Annotated in this window: 13 protein-coding genes and 1 tRNA gene; 5 read left to right on the forward strand and 9 right to left on the reverse strand. The window is 66.3% G+C overall.

Annotated elements, in window-relative coordinates:
- The 3 genes from QME84_08455 to mfd all read right to left on the reverse strand — a co-directional run.
- Positions 1-267, reverse strand: a 267-nt coding sequence (locus tag QME84_08455; protein MDI6874295.1) for a hypothetical protein, incomplete at its 3' end; no start/stop codon positions are given.
- Between the two features lie 41 nt (positions 268-308).
- Positions 309-1811, reverse strand: a complete 1503-nt coding sequence (gene mazG, locus QME84_08460) for a nucleoside triphosphate pyrophosphohydrolase (protein ID MDI6874296.1) — start codon at positions 1809-1811, stop codon at positions 309-311.
- A gap of 108 nt (positions 1812-1919) precedes the next feature.
- The gene (mfd, locus tag QME84_08465; protein ID MDI6874297.1) at positions 1920-5285 is read right to left on the reverse strand and encodes a transcription-repair coupling factor; all 3366 of its coding nucleotides are present in this window, start codon (positions 5283-5285) and stop codon (positions 1920-1922) included.
- Between the two features lie 458 nt (positions 5286-5743).
- Between mfd and QME84_08470 the strand changes: the two genes are divergently transcribed.
- From QME84_08470 to QME84_08485, 4 genes are all read left to right on the forward strand, one after another.
- On the forward strand, positions 5744-6460 hold the full coding sequence (locus tag QME84_08470; GenBank protein MDI6874298.1) for a 50S ribosomal protein L25: 717 nt from the start codon (positions 5744-5746) through the stop codon (positions 6458-6460).
- A gap of 120 nt (positions 6461-6580) precedes the next feature.
- Positions 6581-7150 carry an aminoacyl-tRNA hydrolase gene (gene pth, locus QME84_08475; protein ID MDI6874299.1) on the forward strand — a complete coding sequence of 190 codons (570 nt, stop codon included), beginning with the start codon at positions 6581-6583 and terminating at the stop codon, positions 7148-7150.
- Between the two features lie 106 nt (positions 7151-7256).
- Positions 7257-7853, forward strand: coding sequence for a hypothetical protein (locus QME84_08480; protein MDI6874300.1), 597 nt, complete (start codon positions 7257-7259; stop codon positions 7851-7853).
- A 112-nt stretch (positions 7854-7965) separates the two neighbouring features.
- Positions 7966-8517 (forward strand): hypothetical protein, encoded by a 552-nt coding sequence (locus QME84_08485; protein MDI6874301.1) that lies wholly within the window; start codon positions 7966-7968, stop codon positions 8515-8517.
- 60 nt (positions 8518-8577) lie between these two features.
- On the opposite strand, the gene QME84_08490 is transcribed toward QME84_08485, so the two are convergent.
- The 6 genes from QME84_08490 to QME84_08515 all read right to left on the reverse strand — a co-directional run bounded on the left by QME84_08490 (position 8578) and on the right by QME84_08515 (position 12838).
- Positions 8578-9516: a ribose-phosphate diphosphokinase gene (locus tag QME84_08490; protein MDI6874302.1), complete on the reverse strand. Its 939-nt coding sequence runs from the start codon at positions 9514-9516 to the stop codon at positions 8578-8580.
- A 7-nt stretch (positions 9517-9523) separates the two neighbouring features.
- Entirely contained in the window at positions 9524-10924 is a 1401-nt protein-coding gene (glmU, locus tag QME84_08495) for a bifunctional UDP-N-acetylglucosamine diphosphorylase/glucosamine-1-phosphate N-acetyltransferase GlmU (GenBank protein ID MDI6874303.1), read from the reverse strand.
- A gap of 266 nt (positions 10925-11190) precedes the next feature.
- Positions 11191-11264, reverse strand: a tRNA-Gln gene (locus tag QME84_08500).
- A gap of 14 nt (positions 11265-11278) precedes the next feature.
- A complete protein-coding gene (gene spoVG, locus QME84_08505) occupies positions 11279-11566 on the reverse strand; it encodes a septation regulator SpoVG (GenBank protein MDI6874304.1) in 288 nt (95 codons plus the stop codon).
- A gap of 101 nt (positions 11567-11667) precedes the next feature.
- The gene (gene ispE / locus QME84_08510; protein MDI6874305.1) at positions 11668-12564 is read right to left on the reverse strand and encodes a 4-(cytidine 5'-diphospho)-2-C-methyl-D-erythritol kinase; all 897 of its coding nucleotides are present in this window, start codon (positions 12562-12564) and stop codon (positions 11668-11670) included.
- Positions 12565-12658: 94 nt separating this feature from the next.
- On the reverse strand, positions 12659-12838 hold the full coding sequence (locus tag QME84_08515) for a hypothetical protein (GenBank protein ID MDI6874306.1): 180 nt from the start codon (positions 12836-12838) through the stop codon (positions 12659-12661).
- Between the two features lie 129 nt (positions 12839-12967).
- Here QME84_08515 and rsmA point away from each other — a divergent pair, with 129 nt between their 5' ends.
- Entirely contained in the window at positions 12968-13816 is an 849-nt protein-coding gene (gene rsmA / locus QME84_08520; GenBank protein ID MDI6874307.1) for a 16S rRNA (adenine(1518)-N(6)/adenine(1519)-N(6))-dimethyltransferase RsmA, read from the forward strand.
- Positions 13817-14049: the final 233 nt, after the last annotated feature.

The raw sequence follows: 14049 nt of genomic DNA on the forward strand, positions 1-14049 counted from the left end.
CTCCTCCGCATTTCCCCATGGGATTGCTTCGTCGGCGCTGCGCGCCTCCTCGCCATGACAAGGGCAGGAAATGTCATCGCGAGGAGCGGAGCGAGAAAGCGATCTCCTCCGGTCCAACAACGTCATCGCGAGCATAAAAGAAGCGATCTCCTCCGCATTTCCCCATGGGATTGCTTCGTCGGCGCTGCGCGCCTCCTCGCCATGACGTTTTTGGAATATCCCCTCGCGATTACGCTTTCGGGTGCAATTCGGAGACACGTCGCCCAATGCATACCTCGGGGGGTATCAAAAAACAAGACCTGACCCCATTACTTTGATTCTTCCCAGAGGGAGTCGAGCTCCTCCAGGCTCATGTCCTCCAGGGGACGCCCCCGCCGCCGGCATTCTTCCTCCATGGCCCGGAAGCGAGCCGCGAACTTGCGCGCCGAACGCCGCAGGGCTATCTCGGGGTCCACCCGGAAGTGGCGGCACATGTTGACCACGGTGAACAGGAGGTCCCCCAGCTCCTCCTCAAGGTCACCCTCGCCCTCGCGCAAGGCCTCCTCCACCTCCCGCAGCTCCTCCCGCAGCTTGGGCAGGACCTCCTCGCCGGCTCCCCAGTCGAAACCCACCCGCGCTGCCCTGGACTGCAGCTTGTAGGCGTGGATGAGGGCGGGCAGGCCCTCGGAGATTCCCTCAAGCAAGGAGGGCTCTCCCCGCTCCTCGGCCTTTATCCTCTCCCAGCGGGAGATGACTTCCTCCGGTGTCCGGGCCTCCGCCTCCCCGAAGACGTGGGGATGGCGGCGGACCAGCTTCTCGATTATCAGGCGCAAGACGTCGCCGATGTCGAAGGTCCCCTCCTCCTCGCCCAGCCGGGCATGCAGGACCACTTGGAGGAGGAGGTCCCCCAGTTCCTCGCAGAGGTGGTCCCAGTCGCGGTGTCCAATGGCGTCCACCGCCTCGTGGGCCTCTTCCACCATGTGACGGGCCAGCGACTCGTGGGTCTGTCTGCGGTCCCAGGGACAACCGCCGGGCCCCCTCAGCCGGGCGACGATGTCCACCAGGCGGCGGAAGTCGAATATCTCCGCCTCCTGCAGGGGGGGCACCCAGATGGTTGTCAGGTGGTCGAACCTCTCCGCGCGGTCCAGCTCCTCCAGGGGTATGGTCTCCACCCTCTCCCCGGGACCTCCCGCTCCCTTGACCACCTGGACGGGGTGATGGGGAGGATAGACCTCCAGGAGTACGGCTTTCACCTCCGAGGCCTTGAGCCTGGAGTCCACCTGCGCGAGCATCAGACCCACCCTGAGGTCCAGGTTCTGCGCCCCCGTCTCCACAAGGCCCTCCCCGTCCAGCAGTAGAACCCCCTCCAGGGCGTCACGGCGTAGAGCGGAAAGTACGGCATCGAAGAAGCTCACCGCGTTGTGGAGGCGTACCTCCACCGGCTCCTGCAGCAACATCTTCACCGTGCGCTCCGCTACCAGGGGATGTCCGGGAACGGCGTACCAGGCGGTCCTGCGCTCCTCTGCGCGGCGCACCACTTCGCCGACGATGCCCCGATAGGCCTCCTCCAAGTCCTTGGAACCCTCGTACCAGTAGTCCAGGGGGCGCAGGACGATCCCCCTCTCCCGCAACTCCGCCACGCAGGGATGCTTCTCCGTGCGAAGGAGGACCTCGTCCGCGGACCTCAATTCCTCCCAGGCCTCCACGGTGAGCAGCGAAAGGGGGCCCGGACCCAGTCCCACCACGTGGACCACCGGCCGCTCCCCGGTCACCGCGCCCCACTCGCGCCGGCTCGAATCCTCATGGCTGCCCCGTTCTCCCCTCGGGTCCATCCGGCTCTCCCTTCCCCAGGGTCCTCCGCCGGGTTAGTATATCATCATCATCAACTTCCGCCACGCTCGCGGCCCTCCCCCTCTTTTACGGAAGCCCGTTGTTTTTCCTTAACCTTCCGACTGTCCCTCCATCCGACGTCCGGTTCGCCTGCCCCTGGATCTGGCCCGGTATCGCGGGTCTGCCCTCCACTCTGCCTTCCCTTTCTCACACTCCTTTACCCCCCGGACCAGGGAGACCGCTTCCTTGAGCCACCTGGCAATACTTTCCAGATGACCGGCCTCCGACCCGGCTTGTGAACCGGCCGGGAAAGAGAGGACCACCTCCCGCAGCCCCTCCCGGAAGCGCGCTTTCTTCCAGGGGTAGCCCTCTTCCCCGGCCACGGACAGAAGGGCTTCCGGGGTTACCGGCCCCCGCGCTCCCAGGCGGATGGTCACAACGTCCCGCTCGTGGCCCACCTCTCGTACCCCCGCCTCCAGGCAGGCAAGGCGCAGGCGGGCCACGGCGAAGAGGTTCTCCACCTCCACGGGTAGGGGACCGTAGCGGTCCCGCACCTCCCCGGCCAGAGCCTCCACCTCCTCCTCGCCTTCCGCCTCCCCCAGGCGGCGATAGACCTCGAGGCGCCGCGAGGTACGGGATATGTAATCCTCCGGGATATAGGCCCGCAGGGGCAGGTCGATGGCCACCTTGGAACCCCGCGGCCTCCTCACGCCCCGGAGCTCATCCACCGCCTCGGCCAGCATGCGGCAGTAAAGCTCGAAGCCCACGGCCTCCACGTGGCCGTGCTGCTCAGGACCCAGCAGGTTTCCCGCCCCCCGTATCTCCAGGTCCTTCATGGCTACCCGCAGTCCGGACCCCAGCTCGGAGAAGTCGCGTATCACCTTGAGTCTCTGGGCGGCTCCGTCGGTGATGCGCCCGCCGGGATGGAAGAGGAAGAAGGCGTAAGCCTGCCGGTCGCCGCGGCCTATCCTCCCCCGCAGGTGATAGAGCTGGGAAAGCCCCAGGTTCTCGGCGCCGTCCACGATGAGGGTGTTCACGTTGGGGATGTCCAGCCCCGATTCCACGATGGTGGTGCACACCAGGACGTCGGCGCGGCGGGCCACGAAATCCTCCATCACCCTTTCCAGGCGGCTCTCCCGCATCTGCCCATGGCCCACCAGCACCCGGGCTTCGGGGACCAGCTCCCGGACCCGGCGGGCAGCCCTCTCGATGCTCTGCACCCGGTTGTGCACGTAGAAGACCTGGCCCCCCCTGGCCAGCTCCTTCCGGATGGCTTCCTGGATGATCCGCTCGTCGTAAGGCCCCACGGAGGTGATCACCGCGCGCCGGTCCTCGATGGGGGTATCCATCACGCTCATGTCCCTTATCCCGGAAAGGGCCATCTGGAGGGTGCGGGGGATGGGGGTGGCGGTGAGGGTGAGGACGTCCACGCTCCTCCGCAGGGCCTTCAGCTTCTCCTTCTGGGCCACGCCGAAGCGGTGTTCTTCGTCCACGATCAGGAGCCCCAGGTCCGCGGGGCGCACGTCCTCCTGCAGCAGCCGGTGAGTCCCGATGACCACGTCCACCTCCCCCCGGGCCACGGCCTCCAGGACCTCGCGCTGCTCGCGGGGGCTGCGGAAGCGGGAGAGGACCTCCACCCTGACCGGGAAGGGGTGGAAGCGCTGGGTGAAGGTGCGGTAATGCTGCTGGGCCAGCACGGTGGTGGGCACCAGGACCATGACCTGTTTTCCGTCCATGACCGCCTTGAAGGCGGCGCGCACCGCCACCTCCGTTTTCCCGAATCCCACGTCCCCGTAGACCAGGCGGTCCATGGGCACGGGCCTTTCCATGTCCTCCTTGACCTCCCGGATGGCCCTCTCCTGGTCGGGGGTCTCCACGTAGGGAAATGAATCCTCCAGTTCTCTCTGCCAGGGGTCATCGGGCGCGAAGGCGTGGCCCTCGCTGGCCATGCGTTCCGCGTAGAGGCGCAAGAGGTCCAGGGCCATCTCCCGGGCTGAGGCCCGAGCCCGTCTCTTAACCTTCCTCCAGTGGTGCCCGGACAGGCGGTGGACCTCCGGTTTTTCCGCCCCTACGTAGCGATGGACCAGGTCGATGCGGTCGACGGGCACGTAGAGGGCATCCCCGCCGGCGTACCGAAGGAGGAGGTATTCCCGTACCGACCCCTCCACTTCCCTCTTCACCAGCCCCCCGTAAACCGCAATGCCGTGGTTGACATGGACCACGAAGTCGCCTTCCTCCAGCTCCCACCATCCCTCGAGGGGACGCCCCGCGACCCGTTCCCCCGCGGCCCTCACCCTGCGGCGGCCGAACAGGTCCACGTCGGTGAAGAGCGCCAGCCCGCGGCCGGGCAGGAGGAAACCACGTCCCCAGCTCACTACGGCCAGGCGGACCGTTCCCTCGGCCGGGGAGCTACCGTCGTCAACCACCGGAATTCCCTCCTCCAACATGGCTTCCCGCATCCTCCGCAGGCGACCTTCCGTCTCCAGGAAAACCACCACCCTGAACCCCTCTTTCAGCAGGTACTTGAGCTCGCGGAGGAATTCACCCACCCGGCCGCCGAACTCGCCCGCGGCCCGGGTGTGCATCTGAACATGGGCCGGCCCGGCCAGCGGGTCCAGCTCCACCAGTGCGGTCCTTGAGGCAATTTCTTCCAAATCAGGCTCTTGGGCCTCGTCGGCGTTTCGCCAGCGACGGCGAAGCAAGGGCGGCTGGACCAAGACCAGCGCGCTCCCCGGCTCAAGCATTTCTGCCAGTGCCTGGGCCTCGCCGGGAAGCGAGCGCACCGGGAAGAACTCCACCTCCCGGAGTGCCTCCCGTGAGCGCTGGTCCTGGGGATCGAAGAACCGGATACGCTCCACCCGGTCGCCGAACCATTCCACCCGCACCGGTGCCTTCAGCGCCGGGTCGTAGACGTCCAGGATGCCACCCCGCACGGCGAACTGACCTCCTCCCTCCACCAGGTATTCCCGGCGGTATCCCATGTCCGCCAGCCGTCCCAGGACGCGGTCGCGGTCCGTCTCCTCACCCTCGCGGAGGCGCACGGGTGAGGCGAAAATCTCCCCGCCCGGGAAGGGGTGGGCCAGGGCGAGAGCCTCGCATATCACCGCCACGTGGCGCCCCTCCCGCAGCGCGGCCAAGGCCCTGGCGCGCAGGGATACGGCCTCGGGGTCCTCTCCCCTCTCCTCGGCGATGACCAGCTCACGGTAGGGAAGCTCCATCACCTCCCCGGGGGAGAGCATGCGGCGCAGGGACTCCGCAGTCTCCGCCGCCTCCTCCGAGCCCGGAACGGCGACCAGGAGGGTGCCGGGAAGGCGGTGGAAGAGGGTGGCCAGAAGGAAGGGGTGGACCTCCTCGGTGGCGCGTATCACTAGGCGCCCTTTCCCGGGAACCTGCAACTGCTGGACTCCCTCCAGGGAATGCTCCACTTCTTCCCGGAGGAGATCCAGGACCTCCTCTCCCCTCCCGTTATCCGACATCTTCGATCTCCAGTCCTTACCCTGACCGAAGCGGGGCGACCCGTCTTCCCGCAGGTCTCCGCTTTCTCATCCCCTGCGGGAAACCTCAACTCACCGCGGGTACAGCCCCACCCCCAGCAACAACCTTTCGGAGCTGCTTTCCCGGTTTCTCCCACCGCAACGCATCTTGATGGAGGTTGCGCCGGCTGAGGGTTCCTTCCGCCCCTCCCGCCCCATGGTCGCGGACCTCGTCCTTTGATGACCCACCGATCCGCGTACCGGCGGTGCTTTCTCTCACATGGGTACGGGAAGCGTTTCCGAACATGCCTTCCACGCCTCGGTGCGTCGCACCCAGGCCTACCACCATTGTAACCCCGGCGGGCGCCTGTTCGGGTTGCGGTGTGGATATGCTTTACCTATAATTGTTGAGTTGTTTGCGCCAAGAAAAGGAGAGCATCCAAGGATAAGAGGTGTTGGACATGCAGACGGAGCTTGTCGCCGTGACCAGGACGGGGAAGGGCAAGGAAGCGGCCAAGAAGCTGCGCCGCTCCGGCCTCATCCCCGCCGTCCTTTACGGACACCGCTTCGAGCCGCTCCACCTAGCCCTGAAGGAAAGGACCTTCCTGGCAGCACTGCGCCGGGAGCGAGGCCTCCATGGACTGGTGAAGCTCAGGGTGGAGGACGCGGAGGACGGTGAGCACACCGTCCTGGTGAAGGAGGTACAGAGGGACCCCCTCAAGGATCACATCCTTCACGTGGACCTCCAGAAGGTCCACGCCGACGAGGAGCTCCAGGCCACGGTGTCCCTGCACTTCACCGGGGAAGCGGCGGGGGTGAAGGCGGGAGGCATACTCAACCATTACCTCTACGAGGTGCGCGTGCAGTGCCTGCCCAAGGACCTGCCGGAGTTCATCGAGGTGGACGTCTCCCACCTGAACCTGAAGGAGAGCCTCCGGGTGGCAGACCTGCCCCGCCTGGAGGGCATCAAGTACCTGAACAAGCCCGAGGAGATAGTGGCCGCCGTGACCCCCAAGCGGGTGCGGGAAGCGGCCCGGACGGCACAGGTGCTCTTCGAGACCGCGCCGGAGGAGGAAGCCGCTGCCGGAGTAGCGGCGGAGGAAGAGGGACCCGAGGCGGAGGCTTCCGCCCCCCGGGAGGAGGGAGAAGCGGAAGCCGGAGAGTCTTCCGGAGAATAGGGATAGGCGCGGCTGCGGCCATCGAATTTGTGGCGGCACTGCCGCGCCTTCGCCTATAATTTCATCGCCAACCATCGCCTGCAAGGGCGGCCCGGCCGCCCCTTTTCATGGGGAAGGGAGATGTTTCTGGTACTCGGCCTGGGGAACCCGGGAGAACATTATCGCTGGACCCGCCACAACGCGGGGTTCTGGGCGGTGGAGATGCTGGCTCGCGACCATGGTGCGTCCTTCCTGCGGGGAAGGGGATACGACCTGGCGGAGGCGGACTTCTACACCGAGCGGGTTTTCCTGGCCCGCCCCCTCACCTACATGAACCTCAGCGGGAAGGCGGCACGCAGGCTGAGGCGCAAGCTTCACGTGGAGCCGCAGAACATCCTGGTTATCCACGACGATATCGACCTCCGGCCCGGAACCATCCGCATCCGCATGGGTGGCTCCTCGGGCGGGCACCTGGGGGTCCAGTCCATCATCGACCACCTGGGCACCCGGGAGTTCCCCCGCGTGCGGGTGGGGGTGGGGAGGCCGCCCGAGGGGGTGGACCCCGCCGAATACGTCCTGGCAGAGATGAAGGGGGAAGAGCTGGAGGAGTTCCTCTCCTGGTGCGAAAGGGCGGCGGAGGCGGCGGAAGCGGTCATCATGGACGGCCTGGACACGGCCATGAACCTATTCAACGCCCGTCCCGCCTCCTGAACCTTCATCCGCCCCCCGGACCGCACAGCGCCGGGAGGCGAAGGGAAATGGGCGCGGGCAAAGAAGATTCCACCCGGAAAGGCATGGAGAGACAAGGAGGCACGGGTTGCGGGACCCGAAGAGGAAGCGAGCGACCTTTCTCCTCCTTTTCGCCCTGCTGGTCATGCCCTTGGTTCCGGGAGGGGGATGCGGGAAGGCCTCGCCTGAGGCCTCGGAGAAGGTGGAGGAGGCGGTCCGCATCATCTCCTCCTCACGGGAGCTCCTCGAGGACCTCCTCCTGCTTGACCAGCGGTTCAACTCCCTGGGCCAGCGTTACCCGGCCATCGAGGACACCCTGGCGGAAGGCAGATCCCTGGCCGAGATGGCCCTGGTGAACGTGGAGGAGCTGGAATCCCGTTATTCCCGGGCCCGCGACCTTCTGCGGGAAGCGGCGGATACCGAGGGAGCCGACGAATACCGTGACTACGCCCTGCTGGCCCTGGAGGCGGTGGAGCCGGTGTTGGAGGCGGTGAGGCTGAACCGCGAACTCCTCAACGCCGTCCACGACATGCTGGACGTGATACCCATGGCGGAGAGCGCCGAGCAGCTCTCCTATTACGTGGAGGAGATAGGGCGCCTGACGGAGGAGATTTCCGGGCTCCTCCGACGGGGGGCGGAGGCCGCGGAGGCGGCCGACGCCTACTCGCGGGAACACGGATTGTGAGAGCCACAACATGTGGTTCACGGCGATGAAGATAGAAGGTCGGAAGGGCGCACGGACGGGATCCAGGACCGGGAAGCCGAGGGGAACTTTCCCCGCCCGCCCCGGTGCCATCATGGCCATCCTCGTCCTCGCGCTGCTCGTAACCGCGGCCCTCCTCGCCGGATGCTCCTCGCGGGCCGGGCAATATGCCCGGGAGACCCGGTCCAGCTACATCACCGCCCGGGCGGTACTGGCGGAGGTCAAGGAATTTCCATCCGCCATGGAGGAGCTGCTGCGCTCCCAGGACCCTGAGGCCCTCGAGTCCCGGGCCAGGGTCCTCATCGAAGAGTCCCGGCGCCTCATATCCGAAGCCGCCTCCGCCTTCCGCACGGTGCAGGAAAAGATCGACCTCCTGCGCGGCGAGGGAGGGGAAAGGTTCGCCCCTTACGCCGACTCCATGCGCTCCCTGGTGGACCTGAACCTGGAGGTGCTGGCCCTCTACGGGGAGTTCGTCGGGCTATCGGGGGCCGTGCTGGAAGGATTCCCCTATGCCGACAACCCGTCCAATCTCATGCCCACCTTAAGACGCATGGACGAGCTGATGGCCCGCGTCCAGGACCTGGCCAACCGCATCGCGTCGGGTGAGGAGGAAGCCGAGAGCCTCTTCCGGGCGCTCGAGGAATGACTCCCGCGGGATGGGGTTGAGGAGCCCTCCCGCTTGCCGACGCCGCCGGGGAAGGTGCCGTCAGGGCTGGTTATCCCCGCCGAAAAGCTCGCTCACCGATTCGTCCTTGAACACGCTGGCGATGGTGTTGGCGAAGATGGAGGCGATGGAGAGCACCTCCACCTTCTCCGAGCGTCGCTCTTCAGGGATGGGAAGGGTGTCGGTCACCACTACCTTTTTCAGGGGGCTTTTATCCAGCCTCTCCTTGGCCGGGCCGGAGAAGATGCCATGGGTGGCGCAGGCGTATATCTCCTTCGCACCGGCCCCCGCCAGGGCCTCGGACGAAGCGGCCAGGGTCCCGGCGGTGTCGATCATGTCGTCCACCAGGACCGCCGTCCTCCCCTTGACCTCCCCCACGATGTGCAGGACCTCCGCCTGGTTGTGCCCCGGCCTCCGCTTGTGGAGGATGGCTATGGGAACCCCGAGATGGTCGGCGTACTTCTTGGCCATCTTCACCCGCCCGGCATCCGGCGAGACCACCACCACGTCGTTGCTCACGTTCCGGGAGATGTAGGAGGCCAGCAGGGGTACGGCGGTGAGGTGATCCATGGGCCCGGAGAAGAAACCCTGTATCTGCCCGGCATGCAGGTCCATGGTCAGGATGCGGTCCGCCCCGGCCATGCGAATCATATCCGCCACCAGGCGAGCGCTTATGGGCTCCCGGGCCAGGGTCTTCTTGTCCTGCCGGGAATACCCGTAGTAGGGGACCACGGCCGAGATGCGCTTGGCGGAAGCACGCTTCAGAGCGTCGATCATCAGCAGCAGCTCCATCAGGTGATCGTTGATGGGTTCCGAGCAGGTCTGGATGACGAAAGCGTCCGAGCCACGCACGCTCTCCTCGTAGCGCACGTAAAGCTCCCCGTTGCTGAAGGTCTTCAACTCAACCTTCCCCAGGCTTATCCCCAGATGGCCGGCGATCTGGCGCCCCAGCTCCGGATAGGACCTTCCGCTGAAGATCATGAGCTTCTTACGGGTTATTTCCTTCAAATCCCTCCGCCTCCTCCTTCCTGGCCCTCTTCCGGTACTCGAGGATGTTCCTCTGCTTGCTGCGTTCCACCCCCAGGGCACCCGGGGGCACGTCCCTGGTGATGGTGGAGCCGGCCCCGGTCACCGCCCCCTCGCCGATGCGCACCGGGGCCACGAACATGGTATCGCTGCCGATGAAGGCCCGGTCCCCGATCACCGTGCGGTGCTTGCGGATCCCGTCGTAGTTGCAGGTGATGCTCCCCGCCCCCACGTTGACGTCCTCCCCTATCTCCGCGTCGCCCATGTAGCTCAGGTGGGGGACCTTGCTCCTCCTCCCCACCACCGTCTTCTTGATCTCCACGAAGGTCCCCGCCTTGGACCCGGCGCGCAGCACCGTGCCCGGCCGCAGGCTGGCGAAGGGGCCCACGCTCACCCCCTCCTCCAGCTCGCTCTCCCTGATCACCGACTGCTCCACGGTCACCCCGTCACCCAGGCGGGAGTCCACGATGCGCACCCCCGGCCCCAGCAGGCAGTTGCGCCCCACCACCGTCTTCCCCTCCAGGATGACCATGGGACGGAGGACGGTGTCCCGCCCGATGACCACCTCGGGGCCTATATACGCCGTGGCGGGGTCCTCCATGGTCACTCCCTCCTCCATCCACCGCCGGTTGATGCGGGAGCGCATTATCTCCTCCGCCCTGGCCAGGTGAACCCGGGAGTTGACCCCCAGCACCTCCTCCGGGTCCGGGGTGGTATATATTTCCAGTCCGCCCTCCCGGGCCAGGAGGGCCAGGGCGTCGGTGAGGTAGTACTCCCCCTTGGCGTTGTCCGGCTGGAGGCGGGGAAGCGCCGCGGAAAGGCGCCCCCAGTCGAAGACATAGGTGGAGGTGTTCACTTCCCGGATGGCCTTCTCCTTCTCATCGGCCTCCGTCTCCTCCACCACCCCCACAACCGTTCCGCGTTCGTCCCGTTTTATCCTCCCGTAGCCCGTGGGGTCCTCCAGCACCGCGGCCAGGAGGGTTGCCGCCGGCCGCCTCTCCTCGTGCCTTCGTATCAGGGCACGCAGGGTACCCGTGGTGATGAGCGGGGAATCGGCGGTGAGCACCAGGACTTCGTCCTCCCGTACGTGGGGGGCGGCGATCATCACCGCATGGCCCGTCCCTTTCCTTTCTTCCTGGATGATGCACTCGGCGCGGTCCCCGACCTCGGAGGCCACCTCTTGGGCCCCGTTTCCCACCACCACCAGGATGCGGTCCAGCATGCCCTCCTCCCTGATGGGCTGCAGGGCGTCCAGGACCCAGGCCACCATGGGCCTGCCGCACACGGCGTGCAGCACCTTGGGCCGGTCGGATCTCATCCGCGTCCCCTCGCCCGCGGCGAGGACCAGTGCCAGGCGGCTCAACGCTTTCCCCCTTCCTCTCGACGCCAATATTGTATCCGAGACCCAGTGACACACCAAACCATGCCCCAGCTCCGGCGTTCCCAGGAAGGCGATCTACGAACGAACGTCCTCGCCGGCCTCAATCAGGGGCTTCCCCGACGCGGAAAATCCTCCCTAGCCGCCGCGTCAACGGAACCCGCCCTGAGAGCCCTCCTCGTCTCCCGGACGGGCATCCATGGCCCGGCCCTATCAAGGTAAAAAAAGAGGGCCGTGGCCCTCTCTTTTCCTGGCTGGGGCGGTAGGATTCGAACCTACGATCGCGGCTCCAAAGGCCGCTGCCTTACCGCTTGGCCACGCCCCATCAAAGCCCGCCCCTCAGACGGCGTCCTCGGGAACCGGCTCTCCCTTCTCCCTCTTCATCTTGAAAAACTCGTGTAGGACCGCCCTCTGTATCTTCTCCCGCGTCTCGGCGTTGAGGGGATGGGCGATATCCTTGAAATCCCCGTTGGGCAGCTTCCGCGAGGGCATGGCCACGAAATACCCCCTGTCCCCGTCCACTACCCTGAGGTCGTGGACCACGAAGCAGTCGTCGATGATGATGCTGGCGATCCCCTTTACCATGTTCATTTCAATCTCGCGCACGGTAACCCTTGTGATCTCCACTGCCTTCCCCCAATGAGTCTACCGCCGGGAAAACTTATAAACATATTATTCTCATCCGTCCGTGTTTTCAAGAAAACCGGGTTATATCCCCCTTTCCGCCCTCACGACCCCCACTCCTCCAGGACCACTCCATGGCTGCAGAACCTGGTTACCCTCACCACCGGCGCCGCCTCCCTGATGCGGGAGGCGATGAGCTCGGCCTCTTCGGGCCCGGAGGCGAGCATGAAGACCGTGGGCCCGCTCCCGCTCAGCAACACCCCAGGCGCCCCGGTCCGGCGCGCGGCTATCAAGATTCCAGCCAGCTCCGGAAGCAGCGCGCAGGCCGCCTCCTGGAGGGCGTTGTAGAGGTGCGCCGCCACGCCTCCCACATCCCCCGCGGCCAGGGAATCCAGGAGGGATCGCGGTCCTCCGGCCGGCGGTTCCCCGGCGGGGAGGAGGTCGAAACGCCGGTAGACCTCCGCGGTGGAAAGCCCCTTCCCGGGGTTGGCCAGCACCACCGGCAACGATGGCGCCTGCACCGCGGGGGTTACCACCTCCCCCCTGCCCTCCCCCAGGACCGTCCCTCCGAGAAGGAAGAATGGAACATCCGAACCCAGGCGCGAAGCCAGGCGGAAGAGGTTTTCTCCCCCGAGCCCAGCTCCGGTCAGGTAATCCAGGCCGCGCAGCACGGCGGCGGCGTCGGAGCTCCCGCCACCCAGGCCCGCCGCCACGGGTATGTCCTTGGTCAGCTTTATCCTCACCCCAGCGGATATCCCGGCGGCCTCCAGGAAGAGCTCCGCGGCGCGGTGGCAGAGGTTGTCCTCCCCGGTCGGGGCCTCCCCCTCCACCTCCAGGGATATGCCGCGCCCTCCCGGCTCCACCTCCAGCTCCACCAGGTCGAACCATTCCACCGCCTGCAGCACGGTCCGCACCCGGTGGTAGCCGTCCGCGCGACGCGGGCCCACCTCGAGATAAAGGTTTATCTTGGCCGGGGCCTTGAGCAGGGCCTTCCTGAGCAAGCCGTCCATCCTCTCCCGCCGGTCCGTCTCCCATTTATCTTAACACCGCTACCGATGCTCCCGATCTTCCAAGGAAGTTTGGAAAACCGGTAACTTATGGATTGGCCATCGGGATGAAGGCGGAAACCACGAGGACGACCATGCCGGCCTGGTTTATCATGATGGCAGGAGCGGCGGGGATGCCGGGGCCGTGGGTAATCCCCGCGCGCATCACCGGGAACCGCAGCAGGTAGATGCCCTTCGGCCAAAGCCGTGGTGAGACGGTCTTCTCCACCCGGATCCCGCAGTGGGGCCTCAACGGCCACGTCCGGGCGGGAGGAGATGACCGATCACAGGACCTGCTCCCGGGGCGAAGGGACGTTTTTCGGCCCCGCCGGGATAGGTGGACACGGGAGAGGTGGACATGGGAGAACTTACCAAGCCGAGCGTGGTGGCGGAGATACTGGAGCGATACGGCATCCGCCTCAGCCGATCCCTGGGGCAGCACTTCCTGGTCGACGCCAACGTGCTGCGTCGCATGCTGGAGGGGGCCGAGCTCGGTCCCGGCGACGCCGTCCTGGAGATAGGGCCCGGCATCGGCACCCTCACCGAGGAGCTCTGCGAACGCGCCGGCCGGGTGGTGGCCGTGGAGGTGGACCCGCGGCTGAAGGCGGTGCTGGACGACCTCCTCGGGGGACGGCCCAACCTCCTGACCGTGGGCGGCGACGCCATGCGCATCGACTTGGCCGGGCTCTTCTCCCCCCACGAGGCGGTGAAGGTGGTTTCCAACCTACCCTACAACGTCGCCACCCCGCTCCTGCTCCGCATAATGCGGGAGCTCCCGCAGGCAAAGCTCCTGGTGGTCACCGTGCAGCGGGAGCTCGCCGACCGTTACCTCGCTGCTCCGGGAGAACCCTCCTACGGTGCGGTATCGGTGAAGATGCAGTTCCTGGCCCGGCTGCGCCGCCTAGCCCAGGTGGCGCCCACCGTCTTTCTTCCCCCGCCCCGTGTGGGATCCACCGTCCTGCGCCTGGAGAGGACGGACCCGGAAGCCGGAACGGGAGACGTCCATTCCTTCTTCCTTTTCCTGGACGCCTGCTTCTCCGCCAGGAGGAAAATGTTGGTAAATGCCCTGGGAGGAGGCAGGCGGCCCTACCGAACGAGGGAGGCGGTGGCCTCCGCCCTGCGGGAACTGGGCCTTCCACCCACCGCCCGCGCCGAGGAGCTCTCCCTTCGCTATCTCCTGGACCTCCACCACCTCCTGAACCCTTGAGCCGGCAGGAGGGACACCGTTCCGCCGCACGGGTGGTCCAGAAGGAAGGGAGACCGCCCACCCACCCGGGCAGGGACCTCGCTCCCGCCCGGGGCCAACCGGCGACGGGGCACGGATTGTCCGAGGATTCAAGACGGGAAATCCCGCCATGCCACCCTTCGCCGACTACATCGACTTGGAACACACGGAAGCAAAGAGCGGGCCTTTCGCCCGCTCTCGTGTAAACGATGGGA

This window comes from Actinomycetota bacterium, assembly GCA_030019255.1.
Classification (GTDB): domain Bacteria; phylum Actinomycetota; class Geothermincolia; order Geothermincolales; family RBG-13-55-18; genus Solincola_A.